Raw genomic sequence first — 18,418 nt, forward strand, 5'->3', positions numbered from 1 at the left:
CCTAGAGACTGGCGCGGAGCCCGTCGAGGACGCCCTGCAGCAGTTCCATCCGCGGTGCCTCGAGGTCGCGCTGGGCGCTGCGGGTGACGATGTGCCCGCTGTCGAGGAGGTCTCCGAGCAGCACCTTCGTCACCGACATCGGCAGCGCGAGGTTCGCGGAGAGCTCGGCGACCGACAGGGGCCGGTCCCGGCACAGCCCCAGCGTGCGCCGCATCTCGGGTCCGGCGGTGCCGGGCGAGGCCTGGCGGACCGCGTAGATCTGGGTGTCCATCTCGAAGGTGTTGCGCGAGGGCCGGGCCCGGCCGCCGGTGACGACGTGCGGCCGGACCAGCGCGCGCTCATGGCGTTTCACGCGAACTCACCGATGCGCTGACCGGCGCTGAGTTCCTTCCCGAGCCGCTGGACGAGCTCCATCAACCGGTGGGTCATGCTCTCCACGTCGACGTCGTGACCGGCGGAGGCGGCGACGTAGGCGCGCGGGCCCGCGGCGACGAGGAAGACGTAGCCGTGGTCGTACTCGGTGATGGTCTGCTGCCAGGACTTCTCGGTCGAGCCGCAGAAGGCGGCGTTGGCGCGGGCCAGCGACTGCAGGCCGGACATGGCGGCGGCGTGCCGCTCGGCGTCGTCGGAGGTGATGTCCGCGGAGTGGGCCATGAGCAGCCCGTCGGAGGACAGCAGGATCGCGTGCCTGGCCTCCGGGATCCGCAGCGCCTCGTCGAGCATCCACCCCAGGTCGTGTTGTCGGTTCATGATGTGGTCGTTCCCTCTTCGTCGTCCGGTTTTTCCTCGGACCCGCGACCGGTGAGGCTGCCGCGTTGCCACGCCCCCATCACCGATGGCTTGCCCCTTCCCCAGTTCCCCTGCTCGGCGGCTCGCGCCGGCACGGTGGTGCTGCTGCGACGCTGCCGCTTGGGCAGTCCGCCGCTGGTCTCCTGCGGTTCGTTCGCGGCCGGTGCGCTCCTCGCCTGCGCGGGCGCGGGTTCTTCGGTCTTGGTGAGCAGTTCGTTGGGCAGGAACAGCACCGCGCGCATGCCGCCGTAGGGCGAGGCGGCTTCCACGAAGACCTTGAACCCGTACCGCGCGGCGAGCACTCCGGCGAGCGCGAACCCGATCTGCGGCGGGTCGCCGAGCTTGTTGATGTCGACGACTTCCCGGCCGGTGAGCAGCGCTTTCGCGCGTTCGCGGGCTTCGGGGTTCATGCCCACCCCGGCGTCGTCGACGACGATGGACAGCCCGTTGTGCGCGGGCTGGAAGTGCACCTGGACCTGCGTGGCGGGCTGCGAGTAGCGGGCCGCGTTGTCGAGCAGTTCGGCCAGGGCGAGCACGACGGGTTCGACGGCCCGGCTGGACACGGCGAGCTCGCTCTCGGAGTGCGCCTCGATCCGCAGGTAGTCGCGGATGCGGGAGGTCGCCCCGCGCACCACGGCGAGCACCGGCGCGGCCGAGCGCTGCTGGCCGGGCCAGGTGCCGCACAGCACGGCGGTGGCCTGGGCGCGCCGCACGAGCTGCGAGTTGGCGTGGTCGATCTTCATCAGCCCGGCGAGCACGGCCGGGTCGTCGTGCTCGTGCTGCATCTCGGTGATGGCCAGCTGCTGCTCGTTGGCGAGGCTCTGCACGCCGCGCATGGTGGAGATCAGCGTGGCCTTGGCGGCGCGGTCGGCGCGCTGCCGGGTCTCGTCCGCGAAGCCCGCGAACTGGCCGATGACGGTCTGCAGCTCGTGCTGGAAGGCGGTGTCGGCGAGGGTGGGTCGCAGCGGTCCGGGCACGTCGATGGGCAGGCCGCGCTCGGCGTCCATCAGCGCCGGGAGCCGGCGCGTGACCAAGTGGTGCGCTTCCTCATCGCGCAGCCGGATCTGGAACTTGAGGCGCTGCAGGGAAACCAGGAAGGCCAGCAGAATCACTACGATTGCCGCAAGGGCAACCCACAATGCCACGTCCACTGGGGAGTGCTCCGTCGTTAGCGTGCGTGAATGAATTCGAAAGCGCTGGGAACGACGAAGTTACCACGCTGATGGGGCGACAATCGAAAGAGATTTACTGCGCAAGCAACCACTGATCGTGACGAGATCGGCGTGATGACCAGCGAAGATGTGACCTAGGTAGCGTGCCATTGCGACACTTGCGTGATCTGCTGGGCTCGGTGGAACCCCTTTCGTGCGCGCTCGGTGACAACGCTGCGGGGATGCCCTCCCATTCCGCCGAACGACGGAAATCCGTGAACCGGAGCAACCAAATTTCGCAGCACGAACACGGCCCTCGCGTCCTCGTTTCCTCGATCTGATGAACTCCCGCGAAGTCGCCCGGCGAACGTCTACAATCCCGCGAATTCTCGCCCTCCCGAAAACGATCACCGCGCTCGTGCCGCTTCGAGGGCGTCTCCGCCCGGGCATCGCGACCCGCTTCGACGACCTGCGCGCGCATCGCTAGTCTCTCCACATCGGACTGATGAAAACGGAGGTATGACAGCATGTTTCGCGAAATCACGCTTCAGGTGGTCTCACCCGGGTGGTTCGTGGGGGTGGGTGCACTCCTGGTGACGGCCGTGTTCCTGCTGACCTTCCCGCTGCGCGGCGGGCACGGCCAGCACGCGGGCTCCGGACCGGGCGCGCTGACGGTGTGGAAGTTGCAGAAGACGATCCGCGATCGGAGCGAACTCTCCGATTTCGCAAGGTATTTCATCGCGGTGCTGGAGGCCGACCGGCGACCCGGGACGGCGCGGCAGCGCGCCCGGACCGAGCCGCCGCCCTACATCGGGACGCACCGCCGACGGGAGTTGTTCCACCCGGACGTCGTTCACCCGCGCGTGCGGATCACCCTCAGCCCCGGGCTGGTACGACCACACTGAGTGAGAGCCGGGGCGACGATCAGGTCAGGCCGCTCTCCTCGGCGAGCTCCTGCAGCGCCGCGTCGAAGAGCTGATCGGCGTGGATCACCTCGAACGGGAAGCGGCCGAAGACCTCCAGCGCGATATGCCCGTACAGGCGCACCCACCAGCGCATCAGGAAGTACACCGCCTCGGCGTCGATGGCCTCCGCAGGAACCTCGATGCCCTCGTGGGAAAAGGCGTCGGCCAGCGACTTCTGCTGCACCGACAGGTCCGGCAGCGTCAGCGACGCCTTCACCTTCTCCTGCGCGTTCGGGTTCTCCGAGATCATCGGGGCGACGATGCTCAGGAACACGCCCGCGAACCGGTCCGGCTGCCGGGAGCGGTCCTTCGGGGTCGCGAACACCAGCGCGAACTCCTTCGGGTGCGCCAGCGCCCAGGAGCGGAACCGGCGGCAGACCGCGAACGTGCGGTCCAGGAACTGCTCGGTCTCCGGGTCGAACGCGGCCGAGAGCTCCTCGGAGAGGTCCGCGCACACGTCGTCGCACAGCTGGCGCAGCAGGTCCTCGCGGGAGGAGTAGTAGCGGTAGAGGGCGGGCGCGGTGATGCCCAGCTCGCGCGCGATCGCGCGCAGCGTCACCGCGTCGCTGCCGTGCTCGACGAGCAGCGTCCGGGCGTGGCGCCGGATGTCCTGCTCGGTGGCCGTCCGCGCCCGCTCGCGCGGGGACAGCTCCGTCATGTCCTCTACCCCTCGGTCCTGGGCCCGGTTCCTCGACCGGTCGGTCAGACCGTAACGGGCGTCACCACCGGGCTGGAAGGGGTCCTGTGTGGACGACATGAGCTGCGTCTCGCGGCGGATGAATTCGCCGCCCGGATTGTTCAAGCTGGGAGAGGAACTTGGCACAACTGGAGGTCTGATGTCCGCCGAGAAGGTCACCGTCTACAGCCGGCCGGGCTGCCCCTTCTGCATGTCGCTGCGCGCGGGTCTGCAGGGATCCGGCCTGGCGTTCGACGAGGTCGACATCTGGCAGGACCCGGAGGCGGCGGGCGTCGTGCGCTCCATCGCCGACGGCAACGAGACCGTGCCGACCGTGGTGATCGGGGACTGGAAGGCGGTCAACCCGTCGGCCCGCGAGGTCCTGGCGGCGGTGGCCGAGCACGCCCCGCACCTGCTGCCCGCCTGAGAACCGGCTGCTGGGCCGAGATCGGGGCTGCTGGGCCGAAGTCAGCGCCGTGGGCCGACCGCACGGGGGGCGTTGCGGCCGGCCCACAGCAGGTTGCGATCGTCGATGGCGCGATTACCGACGAGCGACAACCCGTTCAGTTTGACGGCAACGCCCGGGGAAAAGATCCTCCTTGACAGGGGAATTCGCTCGAACGGTGGATCACAAGCGGAGTAATCTGTTGTGTCCGAAAGCACATGGAATTCTGCATTCAAGGCGTTTCCCCTGGTGAGGACCTCACTCGCGTTTTCTTCCCGATCTTTTCCGGCCTTTCCGCCGATCGCGTGGGCCGGGGACCCCGGTCGAGGCGACCGGGGACTGGGATTCCTCGTGATGACTGGTGTCGACCGGTTCGCCCGGAACGACTTCAGCGCGATCGTCGGCGGTCCGGGAGTCGGGGATCCGGGGGTCGGGTTCGGGGTCGTCGTCCGCCGGGGAGGGCTGGGCCGCGAAGAAGGTCACGATCGCGGCCAGTCGTCCGGCGAAACGGTGCGCGTCCAGTGTCGGCTCGGTGAGCGTCGCGGTGAATGCCATGCCCACAGCCTGCGGTTTCAGGGGTGCGAGCCGGATCCGTACGGCTACTCAGTTGCTACCTATGAGTAACGCCACGCGCTGCTGCATCCGGGTGACGTAGGAATCCGCGATCGACCTGCGGGTGCCCACTGGCTCACACGGTCGAGCCAAATGGGAAAACCGTCCCTACGCTGGTCTTCAGCCGGGCGTCGAGGTGCGTGTCGTATCCGCGCCGCGTCCTTCTGCCGAGCAACGCGGAAAGGTATGGTCTAGACCATGTCGCGTATGACTGGTGTCGGAGTCAGCTCCGGCCGTGCCGCCGGGCCGATCGTCCGGGTCGCCGACCCGCTGCCCGAGCCCGCCGCCACGCCCGCTCCGGCCGACCCCGCCGCCGAGGCGGCCCGGATCCGCCCCGCCGCCGACGCGGTCTCCGAAGGGCTGTTCCAGCGCGCCGCGAAGGTCGGCGGCGACGCCAAGGCCGTCCTCGAGACCACCGCCGCGATGGCCATGGACCCGGCCCTGACCTCGCAGGCCGAGCAGCTCGTGGCCACCCGCTCGCTGCCCGCCTCCCGCGCCGTCTTCGAGGCAGCGAACGGCTTCGCCGACGCGCTGCGCGCCGCCGGGGGCTACATGGCCGAGCGCGCCCGCGACGTGCACGACGTGCGGGACCGGATCATCGCCTCCATCGAGGGGATCACCCCGCCCGGCGTCCCCGAGATCACCGAGCCGAGCGTGCTGATCGCCCGCGACCTCGCACCCGCCGACACCGCCGACCTCGACCCGGAGCTGGTGCTCGCGCTGGTCACCGAGGAGGGCGGGCCCACCAGCCACACCGCGATCCTGGCGCGCGCCCTGGGGATTCCGGCGGTCGTCGCCGTGCGCGGCGTGCTCGACGCCGCCGCCTCCGGCGCGACCGTGGACGGCGACGAGGGGACGGTCGAGCTCTCCGAGGCGGCGGTCGCGGCCCGCGCGGCCGAGCGCACCGAGCACGCCGACTGGGACGGCGTCGGGCGCACCGCCGACGACGCGCCCGTGAAGGTGCTGGCCAACGTCGGCTCGGCCACCGACTCGACCGCCGCGGTCGAGGCCGGTGCGCAGGGAGTCGGGCTGTTCCGCACCGAGTTCTGCTACCTGGGCGCCGACGAGGAACCCGACGTGGCCACCCAGCGCGCCGCCTACGCCGAGGTGCTGGCGCCGTTCGCGGGCAAGCCCGTGGTCGTGCGCACCCTCGACGCCGGTGCCGACAAGCCGCTGGCGTTCCTGGACATGGGCGTCGAGCCGAACCCGGCCCTGGGCGTGCGCGGGCTGCGGGTCGCCTTCGACCGGCCGGACCTGCTGGACACCCAGATCGAGGCGATCGCCGGGGCCGCCCAGGACTCCGGCGCCGAGGTGTCGGTGATGGCCCCGATGGTCGCCACCGCGGACGAGGCCGCGTGGTTCGCCGAGCGCGCTCGCGCCGGCGGAATCGATCGAGTGGGCGTGATGATCGAGGTCCCGGCCGCGGCGCTGTCGGCGGCCGAGATCCTGCAGGCCGTCGACTTCGTCAGCATCGGCACCAACGACCTCGCCCAGTACGTCTTCGCCGCCGACCGGATGGCCGGGGCGCTCGCCGGGCTCAACGACCCCTGGCAGCCCGCGCTGCTGCGGCTCATCGGGATGGTCGGGGAGGCAGGTCGACTTGTCGACAAATCGGTAGGTGTCTGCGGTGAGGCCGCCTCCGACCCGCACCTCGCGGGCGTCCTCGCGGGCCTCGGCGTCACCAGCCTCTCGATGAACGCCCCCGCCGTCCGAGCGGTGGGCGCGGCCCTCGCCCAGCACCCCCTCGACACCTTCCGCAAAGCCGCCCGAGCGGCCCTCGAAGCCCCCAGCGCAGCAGCAGCCCGCCACACGACCAAGACGACCCTCGCCTGATCCTCGGGACAAAACCTGCGGTATTCGACCCGACAAAACCTGCGGTTTTTGACCGGTCGAATACCGCAGGATTTGACCGGGGGGAGGGTCAGGAGTCCTCGGGGGTTTCGGGGTCTCGGTCTTGGTCGAGGCCGTGCTCGATGGCGTAGCGGGCCAGTTCGACGCGGTTGTGGAGCTGGAGCTTGCGCAGCGTGGACTGGACGTGGTTCTCGACCGTGCGGTGCGAGATGACCAGCTTCGTCGCGATCTGGCGGGCCGTCATGCCCTTGGCGACCAGGCGCAGGACCTCCGTCTCGCGCTCGGTGAGCTGCGGGGCCTGGTGCTCCGAGTCGGGCGTGATCGCCATGCGGCGGTACTCGCCGAGCACCAGCCCGGCCAGGCCCGCCGTGAACACCGCGTCGCCGGCGGCCGTGCGGCGGACCGCGTCGACCAGCTCCTCCGCCGAGGCGGACTTGACCAGGTAGCCCGAGGCGCCCGCCTTGACGGCCTCCAGGACGTCGGCGTGCTCGCCGCTGGCCGAGAGCACCAGCACCCGCGTGCCCGGGATCTCCTGGGTGATCTGCAGCGTCGCCTGCACGCCCGAGGTGTCGCCCAGGTTGAGGTCCATCAGCACCACGTCCGGCGTCACGGCCTGCGCGATGCGCAGCGCCGACCCGGCGTCGCCCGCGGTCGCGCGGACCTCGAAACCGCGCTCCCCCAAATCGCGCGCGACCCCGTCCCGCCACATCGGGTGGTCGTCGACGACCATCACGGTGACCGGCGGTTCGCTCATCGCTCTCCTCCTCTGGGGCGTTGGGGCCCTCGGGATCGTCCGGGCTCGGGAGCGCGGGGAACGCGCACCTCCCACTCGGTTCCCTCGCCCGGCGCGGTGTCGAGAGTGATCATCCCACCCAGGGCGGCGACCCGGCCCCGGATGGATTTCGCAATCCCCATCCGCCCTTCGGCGGCAGCCTCGTCCAACCGGCCGTCGGGGATGCCCGGTCCGTCGTCGCGGACGCTGAGCACGATCTCGTCCGGCAGCTCCTCCAGCAGCACCCACGCCTGGGCCTTCTCGCCCGCGTGCTTCTCGACGTTGGCCAGCGCCTCCCGCACCACCGCCGCCAGGTCCGCGCTGAGCTGCTCGGTCAACCGCACCGGGGTCCCCGGCACCGACACGTGCACCCGCGCGGTGCGCAGCACCTCCAGCCGGGCCGCCAGGTCCGGGTCGCCGTCCTCCGCGGACTCCGGCGTGCTGGCGATCAGCGAGCGCAGCTTGATCTCCTGCTCCCCCGCCAGCTCGGCGAGTTCCGCCGCCTCGCCGCCGAGCTCCGCGCCGCGCCTGCGGACCCGGGCCAGCACCTGCAGCACGCTGTCGTGGATGGACCGGGCGAGCCGTTCCCGCTCCGCCGTGGCCGCTTCGGCGCGCAGCGCCCGCGCGAGCCGCTCGGTCGACCGGCGCGCGGTGTCCGAGTTCAGCCCGATCACCAGGCCCACCCCGACCAGCAGCAGCGTGTCCATCGCCATGTCCGCGCCGATGCGGCCGCGGATCAGCAGGTTGGCGGCCGCGGCGATGATCCCCGCGACGACACCGCCCTTCATCCCCCACTGCACCGCCGCCGCGGTGACGCCCGTGGAGTGCCAGACCGTCACCACCGAGGGATCGGAGGTGCTCATGTGCGCCTCGGTGAGGATGAACTCGTTGAGCAGGAACAGCGTGTTGACCACCACGACGTCGGCGGCCACCAGGCGGTTCGTGCGCCCGGCGCGGGTCCGGTAGCGCCAGACCGTGAACACCGTCCACACCGCCATGCAGCTGATGCAGACCGTCGCCAGCCACGGCCGCGCGTAGGTCTCGTACTTCATGCCGAACCAGAACGCGGCGTAGAGGAACGTCACGACGCGAAAGACGTTGTGCCCCCGCCACAGCGGGGTGCGGCCGTCGGCCACCTGCGGCGGTGTCGGCGCTGCGTGCGAACCGGTCAATTCGAAGTCCCCTCCCGGGCAACCATCCTGCCGCACGGGCGGCCCGCGGCGGAATCGCGCGGGAGGGAAAGCGACACGGGTCGCGTTGCTCCGATCCGCCGAGCCGCCACGCCCGGTTGGGGGTCATCGGCGCGAAACGCCGTTCACCGTTTTCACGTTGTGCTTCGGTCCGCCGAATCGCTGTGCGAGGCTCCGGGCGGGAGGTGGGAGATGGGGGATTGGTCGCTGTGGCGGATGCGCCCTGCTGCGATCGGCTACGCCCTGCTCGTCCAAGCGCTGGCGGTCGCGCTGGTGGTGCTGGTGTTCGTCACCGGCCGCCGGCCGGACTCCGACGAGCTCGTCAACTTCGCCGCGCTGGCCATCACGGCGGGCGCGACGATCATCGTCACCTCCGTCTCGATCAGCCTCCGGCGGCAGATCCGGCGCAACCCGTGGACGCTGCACATCGTCTACCTCGCGGCCGGAATCCTGCTGCTGCCACCGAATCTCCTGGTCCTGCTGCTGCTCGGGCCCACGCTGCACGGGGTTCTGCACGACCGGCCCGAGCCGCACCGCTGGCTGTTCACCACCGCGGCCACCACCCTCGCCACCTTCGCCGCACGTCTGGTCATGGGCTGGAACGACCCGGTGTGGACGCCGCCCGGGTTCTTCCTCACCGGCGTCGTGCTGCTGGTGGTGCGGTCCTCGGTGGTCGCGGGCGGAATCCGGTTGCGCAGACCGGACGCCACCCGCAGCGCGGTGCTCGGCGAACCGATCGACGTGCTGCTGGGCATCGTCGCGGCGAGCCTCGGCGGACTGCTGGCGGTGGCGATGTCGGCCTCACCGTTCTCCGCGCTGCTGGTCGGCCCGTCGATGGTGCTGCTGGACCTGGCCAGCCAGATGCCGCAGTGGCGGCGCTCCGCGCAGCACGACGGCAAGACCGGGCTCGCCAACGCCACCCACTGGGACCGGCTCGCGCGCCTGGAGCTGATGCGCGCCCGCCAGCGGCAGCAGCCGGTCGCGGTGCTGCTGATGGACCTCGACCACTTCAAGCGGGTCAACGACGAGATCGGTCACGTGGCCGGTGACACCGTGCTGGGCGGGTTCGCGGGGATGATCAACAACAACGTCCGCCGCGAGGACCTGGCCGGGCGCTTCGGCGGCGAGGAGTTCGTGGTGCTGCTGCCCGGCACCGAGTGCGAGACCGCCTGCCGGGTGGCCGACCGGATCCGCACGGCCACCACCGGGCTGTCGGTGCCGGTCCGCGACATCCGGGGCGAGCAGCGCGAGCTCACCGGCCTGACGGTGAGCATCGGCGTCGCGACCACCGGCCGGTTCGGCTACGAGCTCACCGATCTCCTGGTGGCCGCCGATGCAGCGATGCTCGCGGCCAAAGCAGCAGGCCGCAACGCGGTGACCGTTGCTTGAGCGGATGTTTCGGGGTCGCCTTGCTCGGCGGTGCGGGTAGCAGAACCTAATCCTTCTTCTCCGGTTCCTCGGTGTCCTCGGGTTCGTCGGCTTCGGGCTCGGGTTCCTGCTCGGCCGGTTCCTGCGGGAGGCCGGTGGTGTCCGGGATCTGCTCGTCGTCGGCGACCAGGGCGCGGATGGAGGCGTTGAGCACCGCGACCATCGGGATCGCCAGCAGCGCGCCGACGATGCCGTTGACCACGACGCCGATGCTGATCGCCAGCACCACGCCCAGCGCGTGGATCTGCACCGCGCGCCCGAGGATCAGCGGCTGCAGGACGTTACCCTCCAGCTGCTGCACGGCCAGCACGATGCCGACCACGATCAGCGCCACGACCCAGCCCTTGGTCACCAGCGCCACCAGGACCGCGACCGCCCCGGAGGCGACGGCACCGACGATCGGCACGAAACCGCCGAGGAACACCAGCGCGGCCAGCGGGATCGCCAGCGGGACGCCCAGGATCACCAGGCCCAGCCCGATGCCGAGCGCGTCGGCCACCGCCACCAGCGCGGTGGCGCGCACGAACCCGACCAGCGAGGTGAACCCGGCGATGCCGGCGCGGTCGACCTTGTCGCGCACGTGCCTCGGGGTCAGCCGGATCACGAACAGCCACACCCGGCGACCGTCGTGCAGGAAGTAGATGAGCGTGAACAGCGCCAGCACCAGGCCGGTCAGCAGGTTGCCGAAGGTGCTCGCCGTGGACAGGGCGCCGCTGGTGAGCATCGCCTGGTTGGTCTGCAGCCAGTCGCGGGCCTGCTGGATGTAGTTGGCGATCTGGTCGTCGTTGAGGTGCAGCGGCGACACGGCCAGCCACTGCCGCATCGCCTCGAGGCTGGCCACCACCTGGCGCTGCAGGTCCGGGAAGCCGTTGATGAAGGCGTTCACCACGAAGGTCAGCACGCCGCCGACCACCGCGAGACCGCCGATCAGCACCATCGCCGTCGCCAGCGCCCGGGGCACGCCCCGCCTCGCCAGCCACGACACCAGCGGCGCCAGCAGCGCGGCCAGCAGCAGCGCGATCGCCACCGGGATCACGACCACGTAGATCCGGGTGATGACCACGCCCGTCACGTAGAGGGCGGCGGCGATCACCAGCATCCGCCAGCTCACCGCCGCGGACACCCGCAGCACTCGTGGGATCGACGTCGCGGCGTCGTCCGGCCCGCTGATCTTCGGCTCGCTCACACCGCCACCGTATCGCCGATCTTGACCTCGCAACCCCCCAACGCCACCACTGCCCGAGCACGTCCGGTTCGGGGGATTCGGCAAGTCGGGGTGGGTAACACGATGTAGCGAACCCGCTTCCCTGCGCTTACGGAAGTCGACCTTGTTTTGACAGAGTTCCGGACGCGAGGGAGGACGAAGCTCCGTGGGGGAGTCACAGCAGGCCGAGGAGGTTCTGGCACCGCGATGTCCGTCCGCGACCGCACGACGCTCACCGCCGCACGGCGGTGGTTCGGTCGTGCCCTGGTCCTGGCCGGAACGGCGGTTGCCGGGACCTCCGCGGCCCTGCTGATCGGCCAGCCCGCGGAGGCGGCGTCGGACGAACCGGAGCCGTCGCTCGCCGACGCGCCCGTGCTGCCGGACGCCGCCGCGGTCGCCGACACCCCGGCGGTCTCGGGCGCTCCCGTGCTGTCCGGGGCGGGCGCGCTCACCGACGAGGTCGCGCAGCTCCCGGCCACCGCGCTGGATCGGGTGTCCGATCCGGCTTCGTTCCCGCTCGACCGCGTCGACCCGCTCTCCCTGGTGCCCGCCGAACCCGTCGGGCACCTGCTCACCGGCGGTCTCGACGAGGAGCACGCCGACCCGCCCCGGGACGACGTGCCGCCGCAGTCCCCGGCGGATTCCACCCCGAACACCGCCGTTCCGAACACCGCCGCCGGGCCGGACCGGCAGGCGGACGTGCCGCGACCCGTCGCGGACACCCCCGTTCCGGCGCCTGCGGCCGTCGCGCAGGCGGACGGTCCGGTCCGGACGCCCGGACGGCCCGTCCCCGACACCCCCGAACCGGAGCTCCCGAAGGAGAACTCCGCGCTGCCCGCACCCGCCGGGTGCGCCAAGACGGCGGACGGGCAGCAGCACGGCACCGGTCTGCTCGGCTGGTACCCGGCGGCCCCGAGGGCCGGCGGAACCCGCCCGGACGCCTGCGCCGACGACCGGCACGAGCTGCCGCGCGGCGTCCCGGCACCGCAGCCTGGCGCGACCCCTGACTGACCCGCTGACCGGCGGCGATTCGCAGCGTGGCGAGAGCGCGCGCCGGTCACTTCGCGATCTGAGTCCACCGCCGCCCGACCATGATCAAGTTCTGATTGCGGTGCGGCGCACGAAGTTGATTTTCCCCCGGAACGCGGGGAGCCTGGTGAAGGAGAAGATCCATGCAGACTTGGGCGAAGCGCGGCGTGCAGACCGCGCTGGTCACTGGTGGCATGCTGGCCGTCGGAACGGGGGTCGCTTCCGCCGGGGACGCCTGTCAGCAGCGTCCGATGCCGTTGGGAGAGTCGGTGTTCCCGCCCGCGCTCGACGACACTGCCCCGCTGGGCCGTTGCCTGGCCGGAGACCTGTTCGCAGAGGGTGCGCAGCGTCGTGATCACGTCGACGAGTCCGCCAACGAGCTGACCCGCGAGATCCCCGCGCTGCGCTTCCAGGAGTCGCCGCTGCAGCTCGCCGGCTGGGCGGCCGACCCGGCCGAGGCCAAGCCGCTGGACCTGCGCCGCTCGGCCCACGGCCCCGCGCCGGTCACCCCGGCCGAGGGCTTCCACCGCTCGCTGAGCTGGTCCGCGCCGATCGGCGACGTCGTCCGCGACCCCGCGAAGGACAGCGGACCGAAGACCGCCGAGCTGGTCATCCCGCACGACGACCTGGTCTACTTCGACGGCTTCGGCCAGGCCGACGGGATCATGGACCTCTACGAGGGCGCCATGGCCTCCCGCGAGCCGGCCCAGCAGGAGACCGGCGGACTGCTCGAAGGCGGACTGCTGGCCACCGACGCGGTCGACCTGACCGCCTCCGACGTGGGCGGCCTGCGCAGCGACCTGCACACGGTCCCGCCGCTGGTGCTGTCCGCGGCGCTGGCCGCACCGCCCGCTCCCCCGGCCGCGCCCGCCGAGTTCGTGCCGCTGCACGTGCCGGGCGAGCGGCAGGCCCCGGTCACCGAGGTGCCGCTGCTGGACGGGCTGTCGCTGCTCGAGCTGTCCAAGGTCCCCGGGACCGTGGAGCGCAGCGGCCCGGGCCTGTCCGCGCCGCTGCCCGGTCTGGGCGAGCTCAACGCGCTGCAGAACGGCCAGGCCTCGGTGCCGACGCCGAGCCGGATCACCGCCGCCCTGGAGGACACCGCGCTGCCGGCCCGGACGATGGTCGCCCCGCGCTCCGAGCTGCCGCTGCTGTCCGGCGCCCCGGACGTCACGCTGCCGATGCCGGCGGTCAGCCCCGAGATGATGCACCGCTTCGACAACGCCGAGACCGTGGTCATGAACCGCATCTGATCTGGGATCGCGACGAAGAAGGCCCCCTCCGAGGAGGGGGCCTTCTTCGCGTTTCAGGAGGTGACCGCGGGGGGTTTCTCCGCTCGCGGGATGTCCACCGGGTCCCGGTCGCGTTCCCGCCACCACAGGACGACGTTGTAGATCAGGAAGGCGAGGCCGAAGTAGACGTAGGAGTTGCCGACGAACTGCTCGAAGACGTTCCAGGTCAGCTCCAGGCCCTTGCCCTGGGGCATCTTCCAGTGCGGGCCCATCATGAAGAACCCGCTGATCAGCGTCGTCATCAGCAGCATCGCCCAGTCGCGGCGCACGACGGCCGCGCCGCCGAGCAGCACCAGGCCGGGGATCGCCCACACCCAGTGGTGCGACCAGGAGATCGGCGAGACCAGCAGTCCCAGCACGCCGTTGATCACCACGGCGGTCGGCAGGTCCCGCTGCCGGATCGCGTTGAGCATCCCCAGCACGGCCAGGGCCAGCACCAGCACCACGAGCACGCCCAGCACGACGTGCAGGTGCGGCGTGCCCAGCTTCGTCAGCAGCGACTTCAGCGACTGGTTGCCCGCGTAGACCGAGGCGTCACCGGTGAACTTCGGCCCGAAGTTGACGCTGCTGGTCGCGAACATCTCGTGCAGCCAGAAGCGGCGCGCGTTGTCGAAGGTGACCAGCAGGCCGAGCACAGCGGTGCCGAGGAAGCCCAGCAGCGACACCGCGATCATCCGGAAGTCCCGGCGCAGCAGCGGCAGCAGCAGGAACACCAGCGGCGTCAGCTTGATGCCCGCGGCGATGCCGATCAGCAGCCCGCGCGGGTAGGGCAGCTTCTTGGTGCCCTCGACCCGCCACAGGCAGTCGACCACGACCAGCGCCATCAGCACGATGTTGACCTGCGCGTAGGTGATCGTCTCCATGATCGGTTCGCTGATCGTGGCGATCGGCAGCACGGCGGCGGTCACCAGCAGCACCTTGTCGCGGTGCGCCTGCAGGAACGTCGACTCCCGCAGCACCACGTACAGCGTGGTCAGCAGCGCGATGTGGCTGACCAGCATGATCACCGCGGTGGAGATCGCCTTGGGCACCAGCGCCAGCGGCGCGAACACGATCGCGGCGAACGGGGGGTAGATGAAGGGCAGCCGCAGCCCGGACTCGGTGGGCGGTAAGCCGTGGTAGAGGTCGCGGCCCGCCAGCAGCGCCTGGGCGCCCTGCCGGTAGACCTCGCCGTCGATGTGGTCGTGGGTGTTGACGGTCGAGACCACCACGACCGCGATCAGCTCCGCGATCGCGATGACGGCCAGCAACGATCTGTGCTCGCGCAGTCGCTCGGCCAGCGGACGCGGGTCCGCGGTTCCGGGCATGGGCATGCACCATCCTCTCGGCTACCACTGCTGCCCCAGGGTAGAGATGCGTCGGGTCGTCTCCAGCGGTCGGAGCCCGGTTGTGATGCTCTGTCTATCGCGTGTTCGCTCGCCGTGTTGCGGCCAGGTCTTCCCGATCGTGTTTCACCTGCACGAATGATCAAGTTCCGGGGATCGAGGTGACGCGTGGGGAAGCTGTGGCGAACGCCTTGACGCTGCGTAGCGCACAGACCGTGAAAGCACCATTACGGGTGGTCGCTTCGCTCTTGAAAAGCGCCCGGTCACAAGGGGAGGCTCGAACGGACTGCTCCGTTTGGTGGGGAGGGAGGGGCCGAATGAGTGTCCTCGACGTGGCTGCCGCCCAGCTGGCGCCGGTGTGGGACGAACTCGTCAGCGGGCTCAACGTCGGGATGCTGCTGACCGACGACCGCGGCCAGGTGCTGGCCACCAACGACGTCGCCGCCGGGCTGATGCAGCTCGACAAGGCCGACATGCTCACCGGCACCCGCCCGCACGACTGGGAGGTCCGCGACGACACCGGCTCGCCCATGCCGGACTGGGCCGACCTGGCCGGTCAGGTGCTGCGCGCGGGCTGCCCGCTGTCCATCCCGCTCGTCATCATCAGCGGTCACACGCAGAGCCGCATCTGGGCGGACTACCACGCGGTGACCGTCGGCGGTCGCAGGCGCGTGCTGGTGCTGCTGCAGTCGGTGCACACCGACGTGTCGCACTCCTCGGGCCTGCTCGACCCGCTGACCGGGCTGCCCGGCCGCGTGCTGCTGCTGGACCGCTTGGAGCAGTCGCTGGTCCGCTCCCGCTCCCGGGGCACGCTGTCGACCCTGGTGCTCATCGACGTGCAGCAGCTGGCGGACTTCAACGCCGCGCACGGCTTCGAGCGCGGCGACGAGATGCTGTCCACCCTGGCCGGGCGGCTGCGCGAGGGCCTCAAGGACGAGCACACCGTCGCCCGCTACGGCGGCGACGAGTTCGCGGTGGTCGCCGAGCACCCGAGCGGCACCGGCGAGCGGATCGCCGCCCAGGCCCGCGAGGTCGCCGGCTGGCCGATGCGCGTCGGGCGCAAGCGCGTCCGCCCCGGCCTGCGCGTCTCCTGGGTCACCACCGACGGCCACGCCTCGGTCCACTCGGTCCTCGCCCGAGCCGAACACCAGCTGACCTCGAAGGTGAACACCCCGTAGACCTGGTCGCCGATCTGGAGGGAGGTACGCCTTGGGTCATGTAACCCCTGCTGAACGAAGCGGGGCACCCACGGTGAGGTGGGTGCCCCGCTTCTGGCTTCCGGTCCTGCTTCAGCGCTCGGTGTTGCCCGCGATGAAGTCCTCGACGGCCTGGTAGGCGTCGGAGTCGGAGTACTGCTCCGGCGGCGACTTCATGAAGTACGACGAGGCCGACAGGATCGGGCCGCCGATGCCGCGGTCCTTGGCGATCTTGGCGGCGCGGATCGCGTCGATGATGATGCCCGCCGAGTTCGGCGAGTCCCACACCTCGAGCTTGTACTCCAGGTTCAGCGGCACGTCGCCGAAGGCGCGGCCCTCGAGCCGGATGTAGGCCCACTTGCGGTCGTCCAGCCACGGCACGTAGTCCGACGGACCGATGTGCACGTTGCGCTTGCCCAGGTCGCGGTCGACCTGCGAAGTCACCGACTGCGTCTTGGAGGTCTTCTTCGACTCCAGGCGCTCCAGCTCCTTCATGTTCATGAAGTCCATGTTGCCGCCGACGTTGAGCTGCATCGTGCGGTCCAGGTGCACGCCCCGGTCCTCGAACAGCTTGGCCAGCACGCGGTGCGTGATGGTGGCGCCGACCTGCGACTTGATGTCGTCACCGACGATCGGGACGCCGGCCTCGGTGAACTTCGCGGCCCACTCCGGGTCGGAGGCGATGAACACCGGCAGCGCGTTGACGAAGGCCACGCCCGCGTCGATGGCGCACTGCGCGTAGAACTTGTCGGCCTCCTCGGAACCCACCGGCAGGTAGGACACCAGGACGTCGACCTCGGCGTCGCGCAGCGCCTGGACCACGTCGACCGGCTGCTCGTCGGACTCCTCGATGGTCTCCCGGTAGAACCGGCCGAGACCGTCGTGGGTGTGGCCGCGCTGCACGGTGACGCCCAGCGGCGGGACGTCGGCGATCTTGATGGTGTTGTTCTCGCTGGCGACGATGGCCTCGGAGAGGTCCCGACCCACCTTCTTGGCGTCCACGTCGAACGCGGCGACGAACTTGACGTCGCCGACGTGGTAGTCGCCGAAGGCGACGTGCATCAGACCGGGCACCCGGGTGTCCGGTTCGGCGTCGGAGTAGTAGTGCACACCCTGCACCAGCGATGCAGCGCAGTTCCCAACGCCGACGATCGCCACTCGCACCGAGCGACCGGGACGATCTCCGCCCATGGCAGGGCCCTCCTTCTTGGTCATCTGTCGTGTCCTTGCTTGAGTTGCGCCGGTGGCGGATCACCCGCGCGCGGGTGGCCACCGGTATCGGGCCCGGTCGCCGAGGCAGCGGCCTGCTCGGCTCGTTCGGTCTCGATGATCTCGTCCAGCCAGCGCACCTCGCGCTCGCTGTGGTCCAGTCGCAGCCGGTGCAGCTCCCGCGTGTAGCGGTCCAGGCAGTCGCCGGACCGGGCCAGCGCGCTGCGCAGCCCCTCCTGCCGCTCCTCCACCCGGCGGCGCCGGGCGAGCAGGATGCGCATCCGCGCGTCGGCCGGTGTGCGGGAGAAGAACACCACGTGCACGCCGAAGGCGTTGTCCTCGCACGCGCGCGGGCTGCTGTCGGCGACCAGCTCGGCGAAGCGCTGCCTGCCGGTGTCGGTGATGCGGTACACGCGGCGGGCCCGCCGTCCCCAGGCCTTGGACTCCTCGCCGTCCGGTTCCTCCTCGATCAGCCCGGCGCGGCACAGCCTGCGCAGCGTCGGGTACAGCGATCCGCAGGAGAGCGCGCGGAACACGCCGAGCGTGTCGTTGAGCTGTTTGCGCAGCTCGTAGCCGTGCATGGAGGAGCTGTGCAGCAGCCCGAGCACCGCGAGTTCGAGCATCTGCACCTCCCACCAACGTCTAATAGGCGCGGCGAATAATAAGGACTGCCAACGCCGACCGGTTCACCTCGCGGAGTATATCGCGCCGATATATCGGGTCACGCCATCGAGCGGGGCGGGAGGTGTTCGGCATCACCGCACGTGACGCCGGGGAGGGCCGCCTGCCCTGAACGGCGCATGGAGCGCGTCGGGGCGACACGTACCCTGTGGTCGTGCGGACCCAACGGCAAGTGGTCGACTACGCGTTGCAGCGCCGAGCGCTGCTCGCGCAGTTGCACGCTGGCCGCGTCGGGGTGATGGAGGTCTGCGACGCCGACCCGTACCTGTTGCAGGCGGCGAAGTTCCACGGTGAGCCCAGCGACACCACCTGCCCGGTGTGCAGGAAGGAAGAGCTGACCCAGGTCTCCTGGGTGTTCGGCGACGCCCTCAAGCACGCGTCCGGATCGGCGCGCAAGCCCGAGGAGCTGGACCGGATGGCCACCCTGTTCGAGGAGTTCAACGTCTACGTCGTCGAGGTGTGCCGCACATGTAACTGGAACCACCTGGTGCTGTCCTACGTTCTCGGGACCGACGGCTTGAACGACGGTCGCTCGGGACGCAAGACTGCAGCGGAGTGAGATCGTTCGTGCACCCGGCACGACCCCGCGCCGATGCGGCGCACCCC

18 protein-coding genes are annotated in these 18,418 nt (G+C 70.6%); 8 read left to right on the forward strand and 10 right to left on the reverse strand.

Translation table 11 applies throughout. The annotated features are described in order from the left end of the window. Position 1: 1 nt before the first annotated feature. Genes BM424_RS18570 through BM424_RS18580 form a run of 3 tightly spaced genes read right to left on the reverse strand, consistent with a single transcriptional unit; the run spans position 2 to position 1,901 of the window. Positions 2–352, reverse strand: coding sequence for a DUF742 domain-containing protein (locus BM424_RS18570; RefSeq protein WP_093419641.1), 351 nt, complete (start codon positions 350–352; stop codon positions 2–4). Continuing rightward, a complete protein-coding gene (locus BM424_RS18575; protein ID WP_093419643.1) occupies positions 349–750 on the reverse strand; it encodes a roadblock/LC7 domain-containing protein in 402 nt (133 codons plus the stop codon). Before BM424_RS18575 ends, BM424_RS18570 begins: the two co-directional genes overlap by 4 nt. After that, a complete protein-coding gene (locus BM424_RS18580) occupies positions 747–1,901 on the reverse strand; it encodes an ATP-binding protein (RefSeq protein ID WP_245775955.1) in 1,155 nt (384 codons plus the stop codon). Before BM424_RS18580 ends, BM424_RS18575 begins: the two co-directional genes overlap by 4 nt. 617 nt (positions 1,902–2,518) lie before the next feature. Between BM424_RS18580 and BM424_RS18585 the strand changes: the two genes are divergently transcribed. Further along, positions 2,519–2,845, forward strand: a complete 327-nt coding sequence (locus tag BM424_RS18585; protein WP_139274099.1) for a hypothetical protein — start codon at positions 2,519–2,521, stop codon at positions 2,843–2,845. Positions 2,846–2,864: 19 nt separating this feature from the next. Here BM424_RS18585 and BM424_RS18590 read toward each other — a convergent pair whose 3' ends face one another. After that, on the reverse strand, positions 2,865–3,563 hold the full coding sequence (locus BM424_RS18590) for a TetR/AcrR family transcriptional regulator (RefSeq protein WP_093419650.1): 699 nt from the start codon (positions 3,561–3,563) through the stop codon (positions 2,865–2,867). Between the two features lie 178 nt (positions 3,564–3,741). On the opposite strand from BM424_RS18590, the gene BM424_RS18595 reads away from it, so the two are divergent. After that, on the forward strand, positions 3,742–4,008 hold the full coding sequence (locus BM424_RS18595; RefSeq protein WP_093419652.1) for a glutaredoxin domain-containing protein: 267 nt from the start codon (positions 3,742–3,744) through the stop codon (positions 4,006–4,008). Between the two features lie 837 nt (positions 4,009–4,845). Beyond that, positions 4,846–6,471, forward strand: coding sequence for a phosphoenolpyruvate--protein phosphotransferase (ptsP, locus tag BM424_RS18605; RefSeq protein WP_425442030.1), 1,626 nt, complete (start codon positions 4,846–4,848; stop codon positions 6,469–6,471). An 88-nt stretch (positions 6,472–6,559) separates the two neighbouring features. Here ptsP and BM424_RS18610 read toward each other — a convergent pair whose 3' ends face one another. Together BM424_RS18610 and macS are read right to left on the reverse strand one after the other, a co-directional pair. Beyond that, complete coding sequence (locus BM424_RS18610; RefSeq protein WP_093419659.1) at positions 6,560–7,243, reverse strand: response regulator; 684 nt, start codon at positions 7,241–7,243, stop codon at positions 6,560–6,562. Continuing rightward, on the reverse strand, positions 7,240–8,433 hold the full coding sequence (macS, locus tag BM424_RS18615; RefSeq protein WP_245775956.1) for a MacS family sensor histidine kinase: 1,194 nt from the start codon (positions 8,431–8,433) through the stop codon (positions 7,240–7,242). The genes BM424_RS18610 and macS overlap by 4 nt, the downstream gene beginning before the upstream one ends. Before the next feature lie 210 nt (positions 8,434–8,643). On the opposite strand from macS, the gene BM424_RS18620 reads away from it, so the two are divergent. Beyond that, entirely contained in the window at positions 8,644–9,840 is a 1,197-nt protein-coding gene (locus tag BM424_RS18620; protein ID WP_093419661.1) for a diguanylate cyclase, read from the forward strand. A 46-nt stretch (positions 9,841–9,886) separates the two neighbouring features. Here the strand turns inward: BM424_RS18620 and BM424_RS18625 are convergent, their stop codons facing one another. Beyond that, the gene (locus tag BM424_RS18625; RefSeq protein WP_093419663.1) at positions 9,887–11,065 is read right to left on the reverse strand and encodes an AI-2E family transporter; all 1,179 of its coding nucleotides are present in this window, start codon (positions 11,063–11,065) and stop codon (positions 9,887–9,889) included. Between the two features lie 225 nt (positions 11,066–11,290). On the opposite strand from BM424_RS18625, the gene BM424_RS28925 reads away from it, so the two are divergent. Next, positions 11,291–12,094, forward strand: coding sequence for a hypothetical protein (locus tag BM424_RS28925; protein WP_093419666.1), 804 nt, complete (start codon positions 11,291–11,293; stop codon positions 12,092–12,094). Positions 12,095–12,255: 161 nt separating this feature from the next. After that, positions 12,256–13,362, forward strand: coding sequence for a hypothetical protein (locus BM424_RS18635; protein ID WP_093419669.1), 1,107 nt, complete (start codon positions 12,256–12,258; stop codon positions 13,360–13,362). 53 nt (positions 13,363–13,415) lie between these two features. Here the strand turns inward: BM424_RS18635 and BM424_RS18640 are convergent, their stop codons facing one another. Further along, positions 13,416–14,714, reverse strand: a complete 1,299-nt coding sequence (locus tag BM424_RS18640) for a glycosyltransferase 87 family protein (protein ID WP_093419672.1) — start codon at positions 14,712–14,714, stop codon at positions 13,416–13,418. A gap of 329 nt (positions 14,715–15,043) precedes the next feature. Between BM424_RS18640 and BM424_RS18645 the strand changes: the two genes are divergently transcribed. Continuing rightward, positions 15,044–15,904, forward strand: coding sequence for a sensor domain-containing diguanylate cyclase (locus tag BM424_RS18645; RefSeq protein ID WP_093419674.1), 861 nt, complete (start codon positions 15,044–15,046; stop codon positions 15,902–15,904). Positions 15,905–16,015: 111 nt separating this feature from the next. Here BM424_RS18645 and BM424_RS18650 read toward each other — a convergent pair whose 3' ends face one another. Next, entirely contained in the window at positions 16,016–17,113 is a 1,098-nt protein-coding gene (locus tag BM424_RS18650; RefSeq protein WP_093419677.1) for an inositol-3-phosphate synthase, read from the reverse strand. A gap of 20 nt (positions 17,114–17,133) precedes the next feature. Continuing rightward, complete coding sequence (locus BM424_RS18655) at positions 17,134–17,754, reverse strand: PadR family transcriptional regulator (RefSeq protein ID WP_093420109.1); 621 nt, start codon at positions 17,752–17,754, stop codon at positions 17,134–17,136. Between the two features lie 212 nt (positions 17,755–17,966). Here BM424_RS18655 and BM424_RS18660 point away from each other — a divergent pair, with 212 nt between their 5' ends. Continuing rightward, positions 17,967–18,371, forward strand: a complete 405-nt coding sequence (locus BM424_RS18660; protein ID WP_217649757.1) for a DUF5318 domain-containing protein — start codon at positions 17,967–17,969, stop codon at positions 18,369–18,371. Positions 18,372–18,418: the final 47 nt, after the last annotated feature.

Source organism: Saccharopolyspora flava, from assembly GCF_900116135.1.
Taxonomy (GTDB): Bacteria; Actinomycetota; Actinomycetes; order Mycobacteriales; family Pseudonocardiaceae; genus Saccharopolyspora; species Saccharopolyspora flava.

Bases quoted from the DNA above. Each gene is read 5' to 3' on its own strand.
- BM424_RS18640 (WP_093419672.1), bottom strand. From the start codon at position 14,714: ATGCCCATGCCCGGAACCGCGGACCCGCGTCCGCTGGCCGAGCGACTG.
- BM424_RS28925 (WP_093419666.1), top strand. From the start codon at position 11,291: ATGTCCGTCCGCGACCGCACGACGCTCACCGCCGCACGGCGGTGGTTC.
- BM424_RS18610 (WP_093419659.1), bottom strand. From the start codon at position 7,243: ATGAGCGAACCGCCGGTCACCGTGATGGTCGTCGACGACCACCCGATG.
- BM424_RS18590 (WP_093419650.1), bottom strand. From the start codon at position 3,563: ATGACGGAGCTGTCCCCGCGCGAGCGGGCGCGGACGGCCACCGAGCAG.
- BM424_RS18595 (WP_093419652.1), top strand. From the start codon at position 3,742: ATGTCCGCCGAGAAGGTCACCGTCTACAGCCGGCCGGGCTGCCCCTTC.
- BM424_RS18575 (WP_093419643.1), bottom strand. From the start codon at position 750: ATGAACCGACAACACGACCTGGGGTGGATGCTCGACGAGGCGCTGCGG.
- BM424_RS18645 (WP_093419674.1), top strand. From the start codon at position 15,044: ATGAGTGTCCTCGACGTGGCTGCCGCCCAGCTGGCGCCGGTGTGGGAC.
- ptsP (WP_425442030.1), top strand. From the start codon at position 4,846: ATGACTGGTGTCGGAGTCAGCTCCGGCCGTGCCGCCGGGCCGATCGTC.
- BM424_RS18635 (WP_093419669.1), top strand. From the start codon at position 12,256: ATGCAGACTTGGGCGAAGCGCGGCGTGCAGACCGCGCTGGTCACTGGT.
- BM424_RS18650 (WP_093419677.1), bottom strand. From the start codon at position 17,113: ATGGGCGGAGATCGTCCCGGTCGCTCGGTGCGAGTGGCGATCGTCGGC.
- BM424_RS18655 (WP_093420109.1), bottom strand. From the start codon at position 17,754: ATGCTCGAACTCGCGGTGCTCGGGCTGCTGCACAGCTCCTCCATGCAC.
- BM424_RS18620 (WP_093419661.1), top strand. From the start codon at position 8,644: ATGGGGGATTGGTCGCTGTGGCGGATGCGCCCTGCTGCGATCGGCTAC.